Raw genomic sequence first — 20597 nt, 5'->3', positions numbered from 1 at the left:
GTTCGCTTAAACTTGTAAATAAAATTGTATGTAACTTAGTACAGAGATAAAGTGCGATATGCTGGCTTGATAATCCAATAAAGTGGGATAATGAAATGTTTGATAACGTTGACCAAATCTGGTTAAAAAGTTTTCACTGTGTTTATGAGAACAACAGCTTTAAGCGAGCCGCTGAGTGTTTGAACATACCAACATCAAATATCAGCCGACACATTGCCCTGCTTGAAGAAAAGTTAAACATTAGGTTGTTCAATAGAACAACAAGGCGAATGACGCCTACCGAAGCTGGAGAAGAGCTCTATAGCAGCACTCATCCGTTATTGGAGCAACTCAACGCCGCACTAGAAACGGTAACGCGCCACTCACACACGGTAACAGGGAAACTGCGAATTCTTATGCCAGACACACCTGTACTGGCCAAAGCGGTTGTCACCTTTTGCACGCAATACCCGTCAATCTCTTTGTCTTGCGATACAACGCTAAACCCTAAAGATGATGTTATTGACAGCTTTGATGTCATTTTGAGTTTTCATAGAGGGACTTTGTCAGACAGTAACTGGGTGGCGAGAGAGATAAAACGCTGGCCCAGTGCCATTTTAGCCGCGCCTCAACTAATTGAGAAATACGCCACCCCTTACAAAATTACGGATCTAAGTCATGTTCCCTGCATCACGACGCTTACCGCAGTAAATGGTGCACCATGGGTATTCAGAAACCCTGTTGGGGGCCATATTACTCAAACTGTGCAATCTTCATTCAAAGTAAACAGCGGTCATCTCGCCAGATATGGCGCGTTATCAGGGCTTGGATACGCAATATTGCCAATTGAGTCATGCCAAAATGAGATCAAAAATGGTGAGCTAGAAATCGTCACTCTAGAGTACGAACCTGAGGATTTAGTGCTTTACGCCTTTTACTCGTCTAGAAAACATGTAGCTAAGAAAATATCTATATTTGTTGAACATTTAAAGCAAAATGCGAAACTTAACGCTTAGCTAAGCTTTACTCAACTAATTTATCATATTTTGTTTTATCGTTTAGAAAGGACAGACACCGCTAAGCGATTTGAGACTCGATTTTTTCAAATAAAAAAGCCAGCAATTAACATTTACTGGCTTTTTATTAAAGAGGGTCAGTTGGCGTTTAGATTCTAAACGCTCCCACGTGACGATCGAGTGTTCGCGATAGCTCCGCGAGTTGTTGACTTGATTCTTCTAGTTGCTCACTCGCCGTTAGCGCACTTTTCACTGAGTGGCTGACGGTATCCATGTTCATATTAATTTCGTTTGCTACCGTTGATTGCTGTTCTGTTGCGGTTGCTACTTGAGTATTGATATCTGAAATAGTCGTCACTTGTGCAGCTATTGCTTCTAAAGCCTGTCGAGCTAACTCAGTTTCTGCCGTTCCTTCTTCAATAAGAGTCTTACTATTACTCATTGAATTCACCGCACTTTGAGCTTCAGTTTGTAGCTGGTGAATCATATTGTCAATTTCATCGGTAGAATGAGCCGTTTTAGTCGCTAGGTTGCGAACTTCATCAGCGACTACTGCAAAACCTCGGCCGGCATCACCAGCGCGTGCAGCTTCGATAGCCGCATTGAGAGCCAATAGATTGGTTTGCTCCGAAATACCTCTAATCACCTCTAGAATACTACCAATCGACTGAGTATTTTCAGCAAGACTCACGATAATGTTGGAAGTGCTGTTCATCTCGTTTTCAAGATTAGTCATCGCCGTTTTGGTTCTTTCTAGCGTCGTGTAGCCATCTTGCGCTTCATTACTTGCTGCACTCGCAGCATTTGCCGCTCCGGCAGCATTGGAGGCAATTTCATTGACCGTCGCAATCATTTCGTTCATGGATGTGACAACCAGCATGGTTTGCTCGTTCTGCTCTTGCCCTCTTGTGAGCGCTTGCTGAGATTGCCCACGCAAAGCGACAGCTGAACTATTAAGCTCCACACCAGTATTTACAACTTGTGTAATAATCTCATGTACTTTCCCAACAAAAACGTTGAAAGCAGAAGAAATTTGCGCGACTTCGTCATTACCTTTCGCTGGCAAACGAACGGTTAAGTCTCCGTCTCCTTTTGAGATGTCTTGTAGAGCGTCTTTAAGCGCAGAAAGCGGTCTCATCAGTTTATTTAGCAGAAGTGACAGAATCAAAACACACATAACGAAGATCGCCACCATAGAGATCAACTGGTAAGTAATAATTCCATTCGTCGCTTGGCTCACTTCGGTAATAGGAATACCAATATCAAAAGTACCGTATAACTGACCATCCACATAAATTGGTGCCATGATGTCAAACACCCATACTTTCTGGACATCGGCATACCACTTTGAGTACTGTTGAACACCTCTCGTCGCGCCTTCAACAGTATATTCATCGTTATAGGTTTTGTTCAGCTTGTGCTTATCACTGTGGGCTACTGCCGTTACGTTACGGTCAATTACAACGGCATAACTCACGTCTGAACGTTGTTTCAGCCCCTCAACAAGCGATTGTAAATCTTGCATTGGATTGGCTGAGTTCTCCAAAATATAACTCGCATTTCCCGCTAGAAACTCAGCTTGAACTTGGGATTTGTTTAAGATGATGTCATCGATTTTCTGACTCGAAATTAGGTACGTTGATGCCATACTCGCCACGACAGCAATACCAAACATGGCGCAGACTGCTAATAAGATGATTCTTTTCATTATAATTGTCTCAATACAATTCAATTGATGCTCATTAATCGAGCGCTAAGCCTTTCTTCTCCAAAACCAACCAAACTGCATTTTGGGTCTGTTTGGCAGAGCAAGACATAACTTTATAACTATGTATCTGCTTGGTTCCCGATTACTTTAGACAGAAGGAAAAAAAGTCTTCAAAACGTCACATTTCTACGAGGTTTGGCGAAGGGACGAGTACGCAAAAGGAAACGTTTGCATAGTTAAATTTAACTATGCGACCAAATTGGTATCGAACATTAAAGAAAAGACTTCTAATTAGCGTTTTGACCGTCGGGAGCGCTGTGGTCAGTGCTCCCGTTTTATCATTTAGTATCTCAGGTTCAGATATTAGAGCCACAATCGCAGCGGTTGTAATACGAGATGTTTGGTGAAGCGAGAATGACTTGGTTTGTAGATATGGCAGCGATGTCAGATCGAGTAATTCTCAATCAAGAATCGGCAGCAAAATATGCAAACCAAGGCATGAAGCCATTGCCCATAAAAAAAGAAAGGAAAAAAATCTTTACCACAGAGTTTAGCTCGTCAGCGATATGTATCCATGCATACCCATGTATAAACCAACTGCACTGATCAAGACGCCCGATAAGTAAGGAGCTCGACGTGCAACATCATTCAAACCGCTCCATTTAGATGTCGCTTTTTGCACGCCCACTGCTGCCACAACGCCAACAGCAACCAGAGTCAAGGCTAAGCCAATACTGAATGACACAACTAAAGTCGCACCAAGAGTCATTGCCTTAAGCTGCAAACAGATAAGCAAAACCGTTACCGCAGCAGGGCATGGAATCAAACCGCCCGTTAATCCAAACAGCAGAATTTGCCCATTCGTCACGTCTCGATTCTCAAAGCGCTTTTGAATGTCTAAAGCGTGAGCGCGCTCGTGAGCATCTTGATATTCCTTATCTTCGCTTTCTAAATGAGAACCAGGACGGAAATGTACATCAAAGTCATGGGTATGATCATGGTGCCCGATGATCAAAGTGACAGAAAGTCCATTAGAGACTTCAATGCAAGACGCCGATTCCAAGTATCCATCACGCTCTATAAAGTGATAGATATCAGCAGGTTGATAACCATCACTCGATACCGAAACCTTGATACCTTCAGCAGTTGAAGGTTTACCGCTGAGTGTTCGCAATTGGAAACGGTGATGCTCCCCTTCCTGTGTAATCGAAAGCGAAACATGCCCATGTCCTGTATCCACAACTTGCGTCGTCCAGTCGCGAGCATGATCCTGAGCTTCGTTCCAAGCTCGCTCATCGCTCCATGTCCGCCAAAACATCCATACGCCGGTTGTCACGATAATGACCCCAGAGATAAGTTGCATCCATGGTTCAGCCGCTTCAGCGGTGAATTTCTGGCTAATATACATCCCGCCAACAGCGATTAACCATACAATTGCAGTGTGAGAAAGTGTGGCAGCTAAACCCAGCATCACGGCTTGTTTGACCGTTCCTTTCACAGCGACAATGAACGCCGCCATCATCGTTTTAGAGTGCCCAGGTTCTAAACCATGCAAAGCGCCAAGCAAAATGGCACTGGGAATAAAGAACCACCCATTACCTTGTTGTAGTAACGCGACAAAATCCATTGTTGTTCTCTGTTGTTGATTCTAATTTATCGCAAACTATACTCCCCCCTAGTATTAAATACTACCCCCCAGTATAAATTGAGTGCTACATTATCAGTTAGAATAACTCGGCCCGTAACTTAAAGAAGATAAGACATGTCGCATACAACCAGAGATCAAAAGAAGCTCAACACTCGAGTCAGTAAAATACAGGGTCAGGTGAATGGACTTAAAAAAATGCTGGAAGAAGAGCATGAATGCCAAGATGTGTTGCAGCAGATTGCCGCTATTCGGGGAGCAGTAAATGGTTTGATGCGAGAAGTAATTAAAGGTCACTTACTTGAGCACGTTGTACTTGAGGAAGATAAAACTCAACGTGAAAAAGATATGGAAGTCGTATTAAAAGTACTGGACTCTTATATAAAGTAACCCTACTTCGCTAGAGTAAAGTCACTAGGGTTAAACTCGAATATATCCTTTATAGGTAATCGCTTACTAAGCGGGAAATAACAATTCCATTTCATATTGATTAAGTTGAAAACGGAACCTATATCGGTTCAATTTAAATAGTTTATTTATAAGAACTAAAACGGCCCAAACATAGGGCCATTCATATTATTAACAATCTCTAAACCATCTGATAAAAATACATGTTGTGATAGGTTTTTACTTTATGGAAGAGTACAAGTAAACCTTTATACCTCTTGTAATTCGACGTGCTTAGCGCTGTAAGATTTTGTAAATGCAACACACCCCAAAAGTACAGCAAGTGGTAACACGGGATCAAAGATTGAACCATGAGATCCGAAGAATAAGTTAAGAATCATGACTAATGAACCACCAATAGCCCAAGCAATTGTTGTTGGAATAGTCCAAATAATGAGTTGTTTCTTAACCTCAGTCACCCCCATTAGTCGATTAACAATATGGAATAACGAGTCATTAAAGTAGCCAGCAAATAGAGATCCCATCGTAGCTGCCGTCGCTGCGAATAAAAGGTTAACGTCAGGAATATTTACTAAAACTGGGGCAGATATAGAAGCAGCGGTTATCATGGAGACTGTACCAGAGCCCTGAATAATACGAACTAACGTCGCAATAATAAATGGAATCATAACCGCAGAAATAGGAAGCCCTGCAACTTGGTTAGCAATCTCTGCGCCCGCACCCGTTTCACGCAATACGGCACCTAACGCGCCACCAGCTCCTGTTACTAACAAAATGATGCCACAAGTGGAGATTCCTTGTTCCATCTTTTCATTCGCTTCTTCTTTGGTAAGGTTATTACCCAATGTGTAAACCGCTAATAACGTCGCTATTGATAGTGCAATAGTAGGGCTGCCGATAAAAGCGATAAATTGACCAAATGTTGTTGCAGTCAGCCCTTCGAAACCGAAAGTCCCCTCTAATAAACCCATCACTGATTTCGCAAGTATAAGTAAAATAGGGATAATAATTGGAGCGATAGATTTACTTAAAGATGGTAGGTCTTTCGCTTCTTTACTTGCAATGTACTCTTTGTGATCATTAATCAGTTGCTCACTAGACTTCGAGAAATGTTCGGTTGGAATGAATTCAGGAAACTGCTTTTCTAACCATCTTGCATACCAAACAATACCCATGACACAAGGCGCTGCGATCATCAAACCAAAACCTAACATGCTGGCGAGATCGACACCAAAGATACCAGCAACGCCCAAAGGCCCTGGAGTCGGCGGAATAGCGTGATGTGCTACGACCAAGCCGCCCGCCAGAGCAACCGTAAGCGTTAAAATCGAGCGATTGGACGTTTTTGACAAAGACTTCGCAATTGGATAAAGAATGATAAGCGCGCTATCCACAAAGATTGGGATGCTAACAATATAGCCAGTTACAGCAAGAGCGGCCTCTTCTTTCTTTTTTCCTAACCACTTTATAAAATTATAGGCAATACTTTCTCCTGCTCCAGAAGCCTCTAAAATAGCCCCCATCATAACGCCGAGACCGATGACAATCCCTATACCGCCTAATGTTCCACCAAATCCTTTGCTAACGGTCGCAATCGTGTCGTCAACACTTAACCCACCAATAATACCTGCGATACATGCCGCAATTAACATCGCAATTAACACATGTACTTTTGTACGTAATACAAGAAAAACAAGGACTGATACGGCTACTATTAGTCCAATTACTGAGGTTGGTAACATTAGACAATCTCCATATTGTTAACAGAAATAAATTGTTGTAATACATCCTTGAAATTACTGTCTGCTTTAAATCCAAGCTCCAGTTCTTTAGTACAATCAATTTTTTGTGGCCAACTACTCACAATACGATCAATACCCGCATCATGCTCATAAGTAATATAATTAGAAAGTTGTTTACCCATTAGAGTGTCCATTGTTTGAATCATCTCAGCTGGTGTAGCTTGAATACCAGGTAAATTAAGCGTTCTATAGGACAGATTATTTAACTGCTCATAAGGCATTAGCCCTGCATATTGAATATTGTCCACCACTCTAGACGGACTCGATATCCAAAGTTTTAGCGTAGGGTCTACAGGACAATTTGATTCTTGAGCATTCAAAGGCTCACGAATAATTCCGCTTACGAAAGAGCTAGCGGCAAGGTTTGGTTTCCCAGGGCGAATACAAATAGTCGGTAAACGTACGGATACAGCTTTAACAAAGCCTTTACGGGCATAGTCGTTAACCAATAACTCACCTATGGCTTTTTGCGTCCCGTAGGATGACTGAGGATGAAGTGCTGTTATTGGTGTAATCGTTTCCGGAAGATCACCACCAAAGACAGCTAAAGATGAAGCAAACGTAAAACGAATATTAGGGTTTACTTTACGGCAACGCTCAAGCAATAACTGTGTGGTCGTCAGGTTTACAGCTACGCCTAAATCAAAATCTTGCTCAGCATGGCTCGATACAATTGCCGCTAAATGAAAAATGTGTGTCGTTTCGGCAGTAATAACTTGGTCTATATTTTCTCGCTTTGTCATATCCATGACTAAAGAAACGACTCGGTCATCAATGCCCTCTAAGCGCGACTTTTGAATGTCGACAATAGTAATACTTTCAGCTTTGTTTTCTTTTAGTAGTGATTTGGCAAGTAGGGTTCCGAGAAAACCCGCCCCTCCAGTTATGATAATATTCATAGTCACGACCCTTTGTTTTTGTAATTGGTTTCAAGTTATTTATGGATAGAAATTAAAATTGTTATAGGTATGGTTTAACCCAACTAAGGCCCAGCTGCGTGCTATGCCTTGGGTTGTATTCACAACCGATCCAGCCTTGGTAACCAGAGTCATCCAAAACATTGAATAGGTGTGGGTAATTCAGTTCGCCTTCCGATGGTTCGTGCCTTTCAGGCACAGAAGCAATTTGAATATGGCCTGTGTATGGCGCCACATCGCGAATCAACGTACTCAGATCACCGTCCATAATTTGTGCGTGATAGAGATCGAGCTGCAATTTCACGTTTGGACGAGCCACTTGTTTGATGAGTTCCACCGCTTCACGTTGATGTGCAACAAAGTAGTTCGGTACATCGCGATTGTTGAGTGGCTCAATCATCAGCTCAACACCATGTTCGGCAAACTTATCCGCTGCATAACGAATGTTTGAGATAAAGGTTTCAATATGCTGATCACGAGTGAAGCGTGAATCAACAATGCCAGACATAGCGTGAACCTTTTTACAGTTCAGTGCCTTGGCGTACATCAACGCAGTCTCGACGCTCGTTTTAAATTCATCCTCACGCCCCGGAATAGCTGCAAAACCTCGTTCACCTGCATCCCAATCACCTGGAGGCATGTTGAATAACGCTTGCTCAAAACCAAACTGCTGTATCTTGCTTGCTAGTTCTTGCGCTTCGAATGCGTATGGAAAAAGGTATTCCACCGCTTTGAAGCCCGCTTGGTGTGCTTTTTCGAAACGATCTAGAAAAGGAACTTCTGTGAATAACATTGTCAGATTTGCCGCGAATTTAGCCATTACTTACCTCTCCCTTTTAGGTCTTGAATCTCAGTATCCGTTAAATAGCGGATGTTGCTTTCTTTAAGAATGAACGCTAGCTTCGCTGTCTCTTCTAGCTCTTCTGCGTTATCCACTGCATCTTCAAAGTCCGTACCCGTGATCACTGGACCATGGTTCGCCAGGAGGAAAGCTCGGTAGTCACTAGCCCGCTGCGCAAGTTCTTCAGCAATCTGAGGGTCGCCCGGGCGCAGGTACGGAATCACTGGCAGTTCGCCAATGCGCATTACAAAGTAAGGTGTGAAAGCTTTGATGGCATTCTCGCGGTCTAGACCTTCAAGACAAGAAAGCGCCGTCAAGTAAGTAGAATGCAGATGCACAATCGCATTACACTTTGAGTTATTTCGATAAATCGCCAGATGAAAAGCCACTTCTTTTGATGGCTTTTCACCAGAGATATGGTTGCCATCAATATCCACAACCGAAAGCTCTTCAGCAATCAAGCGGCCGAACGAGGAACCAGTTGGCGTTGCCAGAAAGTGTCCATTAGGCAGCTTTAGAGAAAGGTTGCCAGCGCCGCCAGTCGCATAGCCACGTTCAAACATAGAGCGAGCCATAGTGACCATTTGCTCTCGCAGTTGTTGTTCTGTCATCAATTCTTTATTCATCACAACCTCACCTATTCAAAAAACGACTGTGCTTTGGCAAAGAAGTGTTCATCGCCGAAGTTGCCCGATTTCAGAGCCAAAGAAAGCTCGCCTTCAAGTGACTTCACCCAAGGTACACCTGGTGCGATTTGAGGACCGATATGAAAACCTTTTACGGCTAGGCTTTGGGTTACAACCCCTGAGGTTTCCCCACCCGCAACGATGAAATTTTTCACACCGTGCTGCTGAAGTTTGATTGCAAGTTGGCTAAAGAATTGTTCAACCGCGTGACTTGAAGAATGCGCGCCAAACTCTTGTTGAATCGCTTTTAACGCCGCTGCATCTGCGGTTGCGTAAACCAGTGGTGCGAACTCGCTTTCGATGTTGGTCATGACCCAATCAAACACTTGATTTGAGTAATCTTCTTCCGTCAGACACGCCTTCACATCAATAGCAAAGTGTGGCGCTTTTTCTTTGTAAACAGCGACCTGTTGGTTGGTCATGACAGAACAAGATCCAGATAACACAACGGTTGGTGCCTTTTTAGGGTTCCCCTCTTGCTTCGCATCACTTTGATCTTCAAGGTTCTCTATCCAGTTCTTAGCAATACCCGCAGCCAAACCAGAACCACCAGTTACCAGTTTTAGAGACTTCGCCGCTTGGCCAAGTGTGACAAGATGCTCTGCATTGAATGCATCAACCACTGCATAGCGGTTGCCTTGTACTTTTAGCTCTTCAAAGCGCTCAATTACCGCTTTTGGACCTTGTTCAATTATTTGGAAGTTCACCAGGCCAGATTTGCCTTGAGATTGAGCATCCATCATACGAACTAGGCTTGAATCAGTCATTGGGGTCACAGGGTGATTACGCATACCTGAGTCGCTTAGCAAGTCTTGGAATACAAATAGATGGCCGTTGTAAACTGTGCGACCATTCACTGGTAATGATGGGCATACAATGGTGAACGCTTCACCTAGCTCTGCAAGCAGTGCATCCGTTACAGGACCAATGTTACCTTCTGCTGTGCTGTCAAACGTTGAGCAGTACTTGAAGTAAAACTGCTGACAGCCATTTGCTTGCAGCCACTTAAGCGCAGCTACTGAATCCTCGATTGCCTCATCTACAGGACAAGAGCGAGATTTAAGACTGATCACGACCGCATCTGCGTTTACATCAATCTCTTCTTTTGGAATACCGTTAAGCTGAACTGTGCGCATGCCGTTTTCTACAAGAAAACCTGCGATGTCTGTTGCGCCAGTAAAGTCGTCTGCGATAACGCCTAATAACATCATTTTTTCTCCGTTTTACGTGCGCTTACTTCTGTTTGTTTTCTACACCTGGAAGCTCAATACCATCAAAAATCTTGATAACGGCACTGTCGTCTTCCTGGCCAAAACCAGCATTGCTTGCACTCAAAAACATGTTTAGTGCTGTGCTTGATAGAGGAAGTGGAAATTTGAGATCTTTTGCTGTGTCCGATACGAGGTTTAGATCTTTCACAAAGATGTCGACCATAGATTTAGGGGAGTAGTCACCATCAACTACATGCTTCATGCGGTTCTCAAACATCCAAGAGTTACCCGCTGCATTCGTCACCACGTCGTACATCAGGTCAAGAGGAATGTTTGCACGTGCCGCTAATGCCATTGCTTCAGCGCCAGCTGCGATATGAACACCTGCTAGCAATTGGTGGATAATCTTCACAGTTGCGCCTAGGCCAATCGCTTCGCCGATGTTGTAGACTTTAGCTGCCGTTGCGTTGAGTACTGGTTCAAGTGCATCAAATGTGCTTTGCGCTCCCGACGCCATAATAGTCATCTCACCTAATTCTGCTTTTGCAGCACCACCAGATACCGGTGCATCAAGCATCACAAGATTGTGTTCTGCCAATTTCGCTTCAATTTGTTTTGCGTCTTCTGCTGAGATGGTTGCTGAAACCATTACTGGCGTATTCGGCTTAAGCGCTGTAGCAAGACCGGTTTTGAACAAGACCGTGTTAACTTGAGCTACGTTCACAACAAGAACTAGAACCGAATCAAGCTTATCTGCAAACTCAACTGCATTTGTAGAAACAGCTTTTGCACCGAATGAACCTAACTCTTCAAGCGCTTGAGAATTTAAATCGAAACCATAGACATCTAGGCCTGCACGCACACATGACTTTGCGGCGCCCATTCCCATAGAGCCTAAACCGATAACACCTACAGATTGAACTTCACTCATAAAAACAATGCCTTCTGGTCTATTAAACTTTGTTAATTCTTGTTTGGTTGATGTGATTATATGTGAAGATTAATACTAAGACCTCGCTTTGAATCACATTTTTTCACACAAATTAACAATGTCGTGATATATACCTCTTTATGGGCAGAGATATTCCGAGCAGTTAACACAAGCGAAGGCTGTTCTTACAACGTTGAGAACATAATTCACAGATATTCACAACAAATGAAAAGATTGGTAGGATACTGAAAAACAAGAATATAGAAGTGAAACTATGATCCCAGCAGAACGTCAAAGAACCATATTATCCCTGTTATCACATCAAGAAGTGTTAAGCATTTCAGATTTAACCGACCACCTTGGCGTATCACATATGACCATTCGTCGTGATATCGTGAAGCTTGAATCCTCAGGTAAAGTCGTTTCTGTTTCTGGTGGAGTGCAACTCGCTCAAGCTCTACATTCCGAACTTTCCCATGATGCGAAGGTCGAGCAACAAGCGGATGAAAAAATTCAAATTGGTAAGCTGGCGGCTACGTTAATTGGTCAAGACGCTACGATTTACTTGGATGCGGGAACAACCTCTCTAGAAATCGCCCATCAAATAGCAAATCGTAATGATCTTTTAGTGATCACCAATGACTTCTCTATTGCTGCTTTCCTTATGACGCACAGTGAATGTGAGCTTTACCACACTGGGGGAAAAATTGACCGCGAGAACCAATCCACCATTGGAGGAAAAGTCGCAGAGTTCTTGAATGGGCTAAATATTGATATCGCCTTTATTTCGACTTCATCTTGGAGCTTGAAAGGCTTATCAACACCTAATGAAAATAAAGTCCTCGTTAAAAAAGCAATCATCAAGGCGGCACAAACCAATTATCTGATCTCAGACTCAACTAAATACGGTCAGATAGCGAGCTTTCATGCATTAGACATCGAGCAATTGGACGGAATTATTACCGATCGAAACCTATCCGAAGTGGTCACTAAAGAATTAACGGATAAAGGATTACGTGTGTATAAAGAGTAACACTACCTAAACATCTGAGTTCGCGTAACTTTTATACTCGTTAATTTATAGGTGCTTCCAATATACATAGACCGTGCTGTGTACTTTCTGGCAGAAAACACATCCTCTTGTTTTCTAAATTACCAAATTACTGATTACATCTGGGATATGGAAGCTCACTTCACTTTATCGCTGCTCGTCACTTGTCATCAAAAATCAAATTCACCGCAATTGCCATCAAAACTAAGCCTGAAATTGGCAGCAAAACACCTAATGGTGAGCGCTCTATGTAAGGCAAGTTTTCCGCAATCAATAAGCCCCACTCAGGTTCTGGCGGCTTAACGCCAAGTCCGATAAAACTCAGAGACGTCAGGCTGAGCGTAATGTATGGCAAACGCAGAAACGCGTGACGAATCAATGGCGGCAGCACATAAGGCAACAAGTAGTAACGGAGTACTCGCCACTGACTGGTTCCCCAAATGGGCGCAAGATGCGTGTAAGGCTGCGCTTTGGCTTCCATCAACAAACTTGCACAGTGCGCCGCTAATGGTGCCCATGACACCATAACAATCGCAATCAAGGCACTGTTTGGGTTCATCCCCGTTAGACCAGCAATCAGCAGACCCGCCACAATGTATGGCACACCTTTGGTGATCTCAATTAAGCCTTGGCTATAACGAGTCACGAAGCCGAGCAACAAACCAATCACCAAACTTAGGAACGTTGCGATGATGCCCATTTTGATTGTCGACATCATACCGCCGCCAACGCGAGCAAGCAGATCTCGCCCGACCGCATCGGCACCAAACGGTGCTGCTAAGCTTGGCGATTCAAGGCGGGTAAATTGGATAGTGTAAGGATCGCGCATTAACGCCCATCCCGCACAACCAATCAGCAAGGCAAAGATTGTCGCACTGACAATACGTTTGGTGGTGCTTTGGGTAAAACGGAACGTGCTGTGACTGCTGATCAGCTTGCCACTTGTGACACTGTGCCCGAGTAACCAACGTTGCAATAAGATGCTCGCACTGCTGATCAACATCGAGAACACCAGCAACACCAACAAGCCACCTTGCAGCATCGGCAGATCTTGTGACTTCGCCGCGCCTAAAATTAGTCGTCCGATACCTGGAATGGAGAACACCTGTTCCACAGCAACCGCACCGCCGGTTAAACCAATCACCGTCATTGCGATTTGAGGAATCAAGTTACTAACGGCACGCCACAAGGCAAAGCGTAAGATTTGAAACTGACTGACGTTCGCCGATAGCCAAGTGATCACCCAAGGCTCATCTAGTACACGCTTGAGGCTGTCATTGAGCAAGCGCCCGAACAAGCCAGCAGCAGGCAATGCCATTGCCAAACTGGGTAGCCAGAGGTTTTGCACACCTTGCCAACCATAAGGCGGGAACCAGCCCAACCAGATGGAAAACACCATGATCAGCAACGAAGCAATCACGTATTCAGGCAATGAAACCAACACCGAACTGAGCGTGTCATGATGCTTATCTAAACGATTCTGTTGCCAACGACGCACAGTGTAAAGCACACTCGCCATGCACATTACAAATGCCATGCCTAGCGCTGTAAGCATCAGTAATAGCGACGTTTTTGCGGTTTGTTGAACGCTCTCCATGACGGATGCCCCGCTCACCCAAGAGACACCTAAGTCACCTTGCATGGCAAGCGTCAACCAATCCCACAGTCGCTCAGCAGCGCTGCGGTCAAGTTGAAGATCTTCTCGAATTGCTTGCAGAGCTTCCGCCGTCAGCAATTGTTGAGCACCCGCACGGGCACGCAGGATTGATTGGCTTGGGTCAATACCTGCAATATCCGGCATCAAACCCACCAGCACAACCACTACCCCGAGTGACAGGAAGCGCGACAAAAAACGCGTAAACCATTCAGGCATACAAGCGCTCCAACGAGAGCGCATGTTGGCAACAGACGACATCGAGTTAGTTCACCTCAGTAAACTGGTCGATCAGGCGACGCTCACGTGGGTCACGTTGTGCATTCTTCACGCGATCACTCTCACCTTGGATTACACGCTCGTGAAGCAGTGGAATCACAGCGTATTGCTCAAGGATTTTGCTTTCTGCTTCGATGATCGCTTGTTGGCGTTTCTCACCCAATGGTTGACGGTCAGCGTGTTTCAATGCTGCGTCCACTTCTTCAGAGCAGAACTGACCTAGGTTGTAAGAACCTTTACAGCTAAAGTCACTTTGCATGTACGCCACTGGGTCACCAGAATCCAACACTGTTGCACGTGACAACAAGAACGCATCGAACTTACCTGCTAGTGCATCGTTTTCGATTTGTGCGTATTCACGAACGTCTAGTTCAACCACAAAGCCAGCCGCTTCAAGTTGTTGCTTTAGCAGCACCGCTACTTCTGGCAACTCAGCACGGTCGGTAAATGTACCGATGGTGATCTTCTCACCGTTCGCGTGGCGCATTTCCATGGTTTCCATACGAGGGTTCGCGTCACGAATTGGTTGAGCCCATGCCAATGCTGGACCTAACAGACCTTTCGCTGAATCGGCGTGGTTCTCGTAAACCGTTTTGATGATTTGCTCACGGTTAACCGCTTGAGCCGCTGCTTTACGCAAACCGAACTGGCTAAACACATCTGATTTGTTGTTTAGGTAAAGCGTATTGGTACGTGGCATTGCAACTTCGTGCAGCTGTGAAGATTCCATCATCGCGATTTGCGAAACAGGAACCGCTTCAACGACATCCGCCTCACCGGTACGCAGCGCTGCAGCACGAGCAAAACCGTTTGGTACGTATTCAGCAAAGATACTGTCTACTTTTGCTTTTTCGCCCCAGTAACCGTCAAAACGCTTCAATTTAGCGCTGGTTGTACCGTTGATTTCTGTCAGAACGAATGGACCGGTACCCGCATTAATTGGCACAACGCGACCGTTTTCTTGATATGCAGCACCAGAAAGAATCGCTAGCTGTGGGCTAGATAGACGGCTTGGCAACAATGGATCGTTAAAGGTCGTTTTGATTTCAACAGTGAAGTCGTCCAGTGCGCTAACTTGCGATTCGATACCATCCAAAATGCGTGGTTTTGGTGCAGCATCTAATGCTTTTTGTAGAGAGTTCACAACCGCATTGGCATCAAGGTCAGAACCATCGTGGAATTTCACGCCTTTACGTACCGTAAACTGCCACGTCATCGGGTCAACTTGTTCCCACTCTGTTGCCAGCATAGGTTCTGCTACCGACTGATCGTTTAGGTTCACTAGCGTTTCTGCTGTGCTCCAACGTGACAGTTTGAACGCGTCATCTGAAAGTGGTGACAAACCTGTGCGTGGTGGTTGCATCATCGCAACGCGAATTTCCGCTGCTTGCGGTGCAGCTGCTTTTTCCGCTTCTGGCTTGCTTTCGCCAGAGTCAAAACAACCCGTCAGCAGTGCGCTTAAAGCCAGCGACAAAGCTAACTTGGGAGTACTAAGGTGCATAAGAAACCTCTCCAATGGTTTTTGTGAATTCATTACTTTTGTGTTGAGCGCTCATCAAGGCTCTCGTGATCAAGTGTGATGGGTTATTTGTCACGTTCTGTGCTGTGCCGTGCTCGACAACACGTCCTTTGTCTAACACTAGGATTTCATCGCATAGGGTTTGTGCCGCATCGAGGTCATGCGTCACCAAAATCAGGCGCATCTGACGACTCTTTTGAATGCCTGCCAACAGGTCAAGAACCTGTTTACGACTGACGGGGTCTAGGCTGCTGGTTGGCTCATCGGCAACCAACACACAAGGCTCGACAATCAAAGCTCTAGCGATAGCCACACGTTGGGCTTGCCCAACTGATAATTGCTGCGGGTTACGATCTAACAATGTGAGATCCAAACCGACATCCGCCAAAACCTTTTCCACCTTCTCGTTAAGCTCTTGCGTTAAACCAATATTGCTTAGCGGCTCCAGTAAGATCTGGCGAACGGTGTAGTACGGATTCAAGCTCGATTGCGGCTCTTGTGGGATCAGCTGAATGTGCTGACACAACTCTTGTCGCTGCTTAGCCGAGCTACGCGATAACGGATAACCACACACATACACTTCACCAGATGTGGGTTTACGAAGACCAAACAGAAGCTCAATCAAAGTCGATTTACCCGCACCAGAAGGACCAACAATCGCAATGTTCTTTGTGTCGATGGCAAGATCCAATTGTTCGAGCGCTTTGAACGGTTTGCCCCCTAACCAACTTGGTTTGGAGTAATAGTGAACACTGGCTTGCTCAAAGCGAACTTCCGCCGATTTAGGCTGTGTGTGCCCGCTCAAGTTGTGCTTAGTCAAAATAGGCTCCAGAGATGAGGTTAAGGCAGCAGTTGCGCAAGTTGTTGGCAGAAAGGATGCGAACTTTGCTGAATGGCTTGCCACGGTGCGCCATAAGCCACCATGGTGTTGTCCGCAATCACCAAGACTTTGTCACACGCCAAAGCCGCAGACAGATCGTGCGTGATCAACAAACTACTGATGCTGCGTTGCTGAACACTGCAGCGGAACAACTCAAGGATCTCCGCTTCGGTGATTGGATCGAGCGCACTGGTGGGCTCATCAGCGATGATCAAGTTGGCACTACCAAGCAATGCAATGGCAATACAAATACGCTGACGTTGACCACCAGATAGCTGACTTGGATGCTGCGCTAATGCTGCTTTTGGATCCGCAAATCCGAGTTGAGACAACAAGGTCGTCACCGTTTCTCGGTTTGCTGAAGACAAGCGTGTTTTGTTGCCCGTCAATGCCAAACACAGTTGTTGTTCGACAGACGCCAATGGATTCAGCGCTTTAAGTGCATCTTGGAAAATGACCGCGGGACGCTGTGATTGACTCCGTTGCAGCATGGCAGTTTGTGCGACTTCACTGCTGTTAAGCTGGATACTTCCGTCTACCCAAATATCAGACGGCAAAAAACCTGCGACCGCTTTCGACAACATGGATTTACCAATGCCGGAAGGTCCCATAATGGCAAGAGCTTCACCTTGAAACAGCTCAAAAGAAATGTCTTTGAAGAGTGTGCGTTCTGAGTCTGTAAGGCTGAGATTATTAACGGAGAGTACTGGTTGAGAAATCACGGCATCAAACTAAATGTAATAATATAACATCACAAATAATATCATGCGGGTTAAAGCAAGGAAACCAGTCGGAGGGGTTATTTCATCACCTTTTTCAGATTTATCAACAAGGGCAGATGGCTCCACCCTTGTTATAAGAACATCTAAATTAGGTCGTTTGTGACAGTGTGAATTACTGACACTTTTGTTTGACTTGTTCGAGGTATGGGAACAAGAAGACAAAGCGCCCAACGTAGAACAGAGTGAATGCCAGCCATAAACCGTGGTTGCCCCAATATTGCACCGCAATAAATTGAGTCACTAAGAACAACACCATGGTTAGAAAGGTAGAGTTACGCACTGGTCGCGTCGTCCCTGTACCGGTAAAGATGCCGTAAAACGTAAGACCAAAACCAGCAACCAACGGGAATGCCAATAACCAAGGGCTCATGTCTAGATACAGTTCAACAAGGTTTGGCAAGGTGGTAAACAACATCACCACTTGGTGTTTGAACAGCACTAACAGCAAGGTCAAGACAACAACAAACGCCGCGGTCCATTGCGTGTTTAGCTTAATCACGTTATCAAGCAATGTCGGATTCTTCTGCCCTACCGCTTTACCGGCAAAGACGCTCGACGCATTCGCCACACCGTCGAACATGTAGCTGACGATAAAGGTCACTTGCATCAAGATTGCGTTCGCAGCAAGCACATCAGAACCAAGCTGAGAGCCTACACGCGCCATCATGTTGAAGAACACCAATAGACACACAGTACGAAGCAGCAGATCCATATTGGAAGACGCAATGACTTTGAGATCTTTACGCGTCATTTTTGCGGTCTGAATGTGATCAAACAGCGGGAAGCGACAGATTTTCAACACCAGCACCGCACCAATAACAAACGTCGAGATTTGCGCGATAAGTGTCGCCACCGAAACACCAGCAATGCCCATATCAAAGTACAACACAAAGACGATATCCAGCACGATGTTCAGAACGTTACCAAACACTTGCGTGAACAAGGTTGCTTTAGCTTTCGCTTGCCCCATCAACCAACCAATCACGGTGTAGTTCAGCAGTACAAACGGCGCACCAAAGATCATGATATCGAAGTAAGTCTTAGCGTTTTCTGCCACGACTGCATCAGGGGAGATAATCAGCTCTGCCCCCATCCAAATCACGGACTGCAACGCAATGAAAATCAAGCCAAGGCAGAGCGAAAGCACGAAAGGACGGAATAAGCTGCTCGCTTGATCTTCCGGGCTATTTTTACCTAATGCGATTGCACTTTGCCCAGTAGTACTGACGCGGAAAAAGCCAAACAGCCAATACAAGGTATTCATGATGACGGTGCCTATCGCTACACCACCAATCATCTCAGCCACACCGAGTTTACCGATCACCGCGGTGTCCACCGCCCCCAATAATGGTTGGGTAACAATAGAAACGATGAAAGGAAATGCGATTTTAAAATAGTCTTTATGAGTCAGGGACATCTTAAATTATGAACAGGATTAATTTTTATAAGGTCGCTATCATATGCGAATGGCGCCCGAACATGAACCAAAGTTCGCCAGCAAGGAATAGCATTGATAATTGATACAACCAGCAAACGTATTCTCATACCAAAGCTTGAAATAGGATAACGACTTATGAGAAAAGCCAAGTTAACTGCATATAAATGAGTTTCTAGTTTGGAAAGATTAGCGTTTGGTTGAGCATGGCAGATCAGAATGTATCTGCCATGTCATGACGGTAGTGATTGGTGAAAAGAGACCGTACAGATGATATTCAATGCTTGTGGGTTTCATCTGACAATGTTTAGGTAGATACCAAGCCTTATGTTCTGTAAAGCACCTTTACAACATGCCAACCGAACTTGGTTTTAACTAAATGCGGCGTTAACACTTCGCCAGAAAAGCACACTTTGTCGAATTGAGGTACCATTTGACCACGGCGGAATTCACCAAGGTCACCACCGCGTTTGCCTGACGGGCAAGTTGAATACTTCTTCGCTAATGTCTGAAACTTTGCGCCTTTTTTCAGTTGCTTGATTATGTCTTCCGCTTGCTCTTTTTGCTTCACAAGAATATGTAATGCGGCTGCTGTATTTGCCATTGATCTATCTCTCACTATTCTGGTCGCGCAAGTGTACCCAATCCTTTTTAACAGACCAAACATTTCTTAATAATAGCTCAGCGGTAAAGGCCCCAATACACGAGGAATATAAAATCGTCTACATAATGAGTTTAAAATACAAACAAGTTTTGCTCAGTTAATCACTATGTCTCTAAAAGATTGTCTAAAAAGCTCACATTTGTCTCTCCGATGGTTGAAGCCTTCGTCTGATAAGATTAGATTAGACACAATTCGGTGGTGTTTATAAGGTTATTTTCATGGCAAAAGTCATTAGCAAAGCGAATCAATCTCAGGGCATGTTGATGTTTAAGCTCACCCTGCAACAGAGTTTCGCTATCGGTACGCTAAAAGTCCGTGAAATCGTCCCGTACATGCCAACGACAAAGATCCCTTACTCGCATCATCACGTCATTGGAACCGTTACGATACGTAACTTAACAGTACCAGTGATCGATATGTCAGCGGCTGTTGGCTTTCGTCCTATAAGTGAAGAAGAATATAAAAGCTGCTACTTGATCGTGACAGATTGCTTGCGAACCGTGGTTGCTTTTATGGTTCGTAGTATAGAGAAGATCATTGAGTGCGATTGGAAAGCTATTGAAACGCCACCTCCGAGCGCTGGAAAAAATATTTTCGTGACTGGAATTACTCGCTACGAGGACAAAACTGTTCAAATGCTGGATGTGGAACTGCTACTTTCCAAAATTTATCCGCAGTACGAGAATTCAAAGATCCCAATGCTGACAGATATTGAGCGAGAACGCCTAAAAGCACTCAGTATTCTATTGGTGGATGACTCTTCCATCGCTCGTAAACAGCTGTGTGACGCACTCGATAGCATCAATATTGGGTATCAAATCTGTAAAAATGGTTTAGATGCATTGGAACTGATGAAAAGTGACGCTGCGGCTCATCGCCCAATTGATATTCTGGTCAGCGATATTGAAATGCCCGGATTAGACGGTTATGAATTAGCATTTGAAGTTCAGAATAATTCCTCTCTGAACCATTCATACCGCATTTTACATACATCGTTATCGAGCGAAATCTGTGTAGACAGAGCTCACCAAGTTGGCGCGCATGAGGCACTTGAGAAATTCAATGCAGGAGAACTAATCGAAGCGATGCTTCGCGGAGCAAAAGAGCTAGAAGCCAAAGCTATGACTTCTTAACTCTTATTGGACGAGTTGATTTGAGAATATAATGCAGTACTTGTCCTATCCCTGAT

General features: G+C 44.7%; 18 protein-coding genes. 4 read left to right on the top strand and 14 right to left on the bottom strand.

All coding sequences use genetic code 11. The features are described 5' to 3' along the window. Positions 1 to 95 precede the first annotated feature (95 nt). Positions 96 to 995 (top strand): LysR family transcriptional regulator, encoded by a 900-nt coding sequence (locus R7E47_RS02750; RefSeq protein ID WP_053303804.1) that lies wholly within the window; start codon positions 96 to 98, stop codon positions 993 to 995. Between the two features lie 148 nt (positions 996 to 1143). Here the strand turns inward: R7E47_RS02750 and R7E47_RS02745 are convergent, their stop codons facing one another. Together R7E47_RS02745 and R7E47_RS02740 are read right to left on the bottom strand one after the other, a co-directional pair. Next, positions 1144 to 2703 carry a methyl-accepting chemotaxis protein gene (locus R7E47_RS02745; RefSeq protein ID WP_017635256.1) on the bottom strand — a complete coding sequence of 520 codons (1560 nt, stop codon included), beginning with the start codon at positions 2701 to 2703 and terminating at the stop codon, positions 1144 to 1146. Between the two features lie 550 nt (positions 2704 to 3253). Then, entirely contained in the window at positions 3254 to 4330 is a 1077-nt protein-coding gene (locus R7E47_RS02740) for a nickel/cobalt efflux protein RcnA (RefSeq protein ID WP_115386755.1), read from the bottom strand. Between the two features lie 135 nt (positions 4331 to 4465). On the opposite strand from R7E47_RS02740, the gene rcnR reads away from it, so the two are divergent. Next, complete coding sequence (gene rcnR, locus R7E47_RS02735) at positions 4466 to 4738, top strand: Ni(II)/Co(II)-binding transcriptional repressor RcnR (protein ID WP_005375370.1); 273 nt, start codon at positions 4466 to 4468, stop codon at positions 4736 to 4738. Between the two features lie 266 nt (positions 4739 to 5004). Here the strand turns inward: rcnR and R7E47_RS02730 are convergent, their stop codons facing one another. From R7E47_RS02730 to ltnD, 6 genes are all read right to left on the bottom strand, one after another. Beyond that, positions 5005 to 6498, bottom strand: coding sequence for a GntP family permease (locus R7E47_RS02730; RefSeq protein WP_005375369.1), 1494 nt, complete (start codon positions 6496 to 6498; stop codon positions 5005 to 5007). After that, the gene (gene denD, locus R7E47_RS02725; protein ID WP_318083695.1) at positions 6498 to 7457 is read right to left on the bottom strand and encodes a D-erythronate dehydrogenase; all 960 of its coding nucleotides are present in this window, start codon (positions 7455 to 7457) and stop codon (positions 6498 to 6500) included. The genes R7E47_RS02730 and denD overlap by 1 nt, the downstream gene beginning before the upstream one ends. 61 nt (positions 7458 to 7518) lie before the next feature. Further along, positions 7519 to 8295 (bottom strand): 2-oxo-tetronate isomerase, encoded by a 777-nt coding sequence (otnI, locus tag R7E47_RS02720; RefSeq protein WP_005375365.1) that lies wholly within the window; start codon positions 8293 to 8295, stop codon positions 7519 to 7521. Then, positions 8295 to 8942 (bottom strand): aldolase, encoded by a 648-nt coding sequence (locus R7E47_RS02715; protein ID WP_195723059.1) that lies wholly within the window; start codon positions 8940 to 8942, stop codon positions 8295 to 8297. The genes otnI and R7E47_RS02715 overlap by 1 nt, the downstream gene beginning before the upstream one ends. Positions 8943 to 8953: 11 nt before the next feature. After that, entirely contained in the window at positions 8954 to 10210 is a 1257-nt protein-coding gene (otnK, locus tag R7E47_RS02710) for a 3-oxo-tetronate kinase (RefSeq protein WP_158173499.1), read from the bottom strand. Positions 10211 to 10235: 25 nt separating this feature from the next. Further along, entirely contained in the window at positions 10236 to 11144 is a 909-nt protein-coding gene (ltnD, locus tag R7E47_RS02705) for an L-threonate dehydrogenase (protein ID WP_033906788.1), read from the bottom strand. Between the two features lie 274 nt (positions 11145 to 11418). Here ltnD and R7E47_RS02700 point away from each other — a divergent pair, with 274 nt between their 5' ends. Then, positions 11419 to 12177, top strand: a complete 759-nt coding sequence (locus tag R7E47_RS02700; protein ID WP_033906787.1) for a DeoR/GlpR family DNA-binding transcription regulator — start codon at positions 11419 to 11421, stop codon at positions 12175 to 12177. Between the two features lie 178 nt (positions 12178 to 12355). On the opposite strand, the gene R7E47_RS02695 is transcribed toward R7E47_RS02700, so the two are convergent. From R7E47_RS02695 to ppiC, 6 genes are all read right to left on the bottom strand, one after another. Then, positions 12356 to 14110 (bottom strand): ABC transporter permease subunit, encoded by a 1755-nt coding sequence (locus tag R7E47_RS02695; protein ID WP_081107500.1) that lies wholly within the window; start codon positions 14108 to 14110, stop codon positions 12356 to 12358. A 4-nt stretch (positions 14111 to 14114) separates the two neighbouring features. Next, positions 14115 to 15629: an ABC transporter substrate-binding protein gene (locus tag R7E47_RS02690; RefSeq protein ID WP_318083694.1), complete on the bottom strand. Its 1515-nt coding sequence runs from the start codon at positions 15627 to 15629 to the stop codon at positions 14115 to 14117. Further along, positions 15619 to 16467 carry an ABC transporter ATP-binding protein gene (locus tag R7E47_RS02685; RefSeq protein ID WP_054577077.1) on the bottom strand — a complete coding sequence of 283 codons (849 nt, stop codon included), beginning with the start codon at positions 16465 to 16467 and terminating at the stop codon, positions 15619 to 15621. The genes R7E47_RS02690 and R7E47_RS02685 overlap by 11 nt, the downstream gene beginning before the upstream one ends. Before the next feature lie 20 nt (positions 16468 to 16487). After that, positions 16488 to 17249, bottom strand: coding sequence for an ATP-binding cassette domain-containing protein (locus tag R7E47_RS02680; protein WP_318083693.1), 762 nt, complete (start codon positions 17247 to 17249; stop codon positions 16488 to 16490). 172 nt (positions 17250 to 17421) lie between these two features. Then, complete coding sequence (locus R7E47_RS02675; RefSeq protein ID WP_318083692.1) at positions 17422 to 18726, bottom strand: MATE family efflux transporter; 1305 nt, start codon at positions 18724 to 18726, stop codon at positions 17422 to 17424. Positions 18727 to 19069: 343 nt separating this feature from the next. Beyond that, the gene (ppiC, locus tag R7E47_RS02670; protein WP_081008359.1) at positions 19070 to 19411 is read right to left on the bottom strand and encodes a peptidylprolyl isomerase PpiC; all 342 of its coding nucleotides are present in this window, start codon (positions 19409 to 19411) and stop codon (positions 19070 to 19072) included. 215 nt (positions 19412 to 19626) lie between these two features. Between ppiC and R7E47_RS02665 the strand changes: the two genes are divergently transcribed. Continuing rightward, positions 19627 to 20541, top strand: coding sequence for a chemotaxis protein (locus R7E47_RS02665; protein WP_033906782.1), 915 nt, complete (start codon positions 19627 to 19629; stop codon positions 20539 to 20541). Positions 20542 to 20597 lie beyond the last annotated feature (56 nt).

Source organism: Vibrio sp. Vb1026 (assembly GCF_033338745.1).
Taxonomy (GTDB): Bacteria; Pseudomonadota; Gammaproteobacteria; order Enterobacterales; family Vibrionaceae; genus Vibrio; species Vibrio alginolyticus.
Note: the sequence above shows the minus strand (reverse complement) of the source record. Positions and strands in the feature narration are given on the sequence as shown.

What these genes read in the sequence shown, in the direction of transcription:
- R7E47_RS02665 (WP_033906782.1), top strand. Translation starts at nt 19,627, where the DNA reads ATGGCAAAAGTCATTAGCAAAGCGAATCAATCTCAGGGCATGTTGATG.
- R7E47_RS02740 (WP_115386755.1), bottom strand. Translation starts at nt 4,330, where the DNA reads ATGGATTTTGTCGCGTTACTACAACAAGGTAATGGGTGGTTCTTTATT.
- ltnD (WP_033906788.1), bottom strand. Translation starts at nt 11,144, where the DNA reads ATGAGTGAAGTTCAATCTGTAGGTGTTATCGGTTTAGGCTCTATGGGA.
- otnK (WP_158173499.1), bottom strand. Translation starts at nt 10,210, where the DNA reads ATGTTATTAGGCGTTATCGCAGACGACTTTACTGGCGCAACAGACATC.
- R7E47_RS02690 (WP_318083694.1), bottom strand. Translation starts at nt 15,629, where the DNA reads ATGCACCTTAGTACTCCCAAGTTAGCTTTGTCGCTGGCTTTAAGCGCA.
- denD (WP_318083695.1), bottom strand. Translation starts at nt 7,457, where the DNA reads ATGAATATTATCATAACTGGAGGGGCGGGTTTTCTCGGAACCCTACTT.
- R7E47_RS02730 (WP_005375369.1), bottom strand. Translation starts at nt 6,498, where the DNA reads ATGTTACCAACCTCAGTAATTGGACTAATAGTAGCCGTATCAGTCCTT.
- ppiC (WP_081008359.1), bottom strand. Translation starts at nt 19,411, where the DNA reads ATGTTTGGTCTGTTAAAAAGGATTGGGTACACTTGCGCGACCAGAATA.
- R7E47_RS02695 (WP_081107500.1), bottom strand. Translation starts at nt 14,110, where the DNA reads ATGTCGTCTGTTGCCAACATGCGCTCTCGTTGGAGCGCTTGTATGCCT.
- otnI (WP_005375365.1), bottom strand. Translation starts at nt 8,295, where the DNA reads ATGGCTAAATTCGCGGCAAATCTGACAATGTTATTCACAGAAGTTCCT.
- R7E47_RS02750 (WP_053303804.1), top strand. Translation starts at nt 96, where the DNA reads ATGTTTGATAACGTTGACCAAATCTGGTTAAAAAGTTTTCACTGTGTT.
- R7E47_RS02745 (WP_017635256.1), bottom strand. Translation starts at nt 2,703, where the DNA reads ATGAAAAGAATCATCTTATTAGCAGTCTGCGCCATGTTTGGTATTGCT.
- R7E47_RS02675 (WP_318083692.1), bottom strand. Translation starts at nt 18,726, where the DNA reads ATGTCCCTGACTCATAAAGACTATTTTAAAATCGCATTTCCTTTCATC.
- rcnR (WP_005375370.1), top strand. Translation starts at nt 4,466, where the DNA reads ATGTCGCATACAACCAGAGATCAAAAGAAGCTCAACACTCGAGTCAGT.
- R7E47_RS02715 (WP_195723059.1), bottom strand. Translation starts at nt 8,942, where the DNA reads ATGAATAAAGAATTGATGACAGAACAACAACTGCGAGAGCAAATGGTC.
- R7E47_RS02700 (WP_033906787.1), top strand. Translation starts at nt 11,419, where the DNA reads ATGATCCCAGCAGAACGTCAAAGAACCATATTATCCCTGTTATCACAT.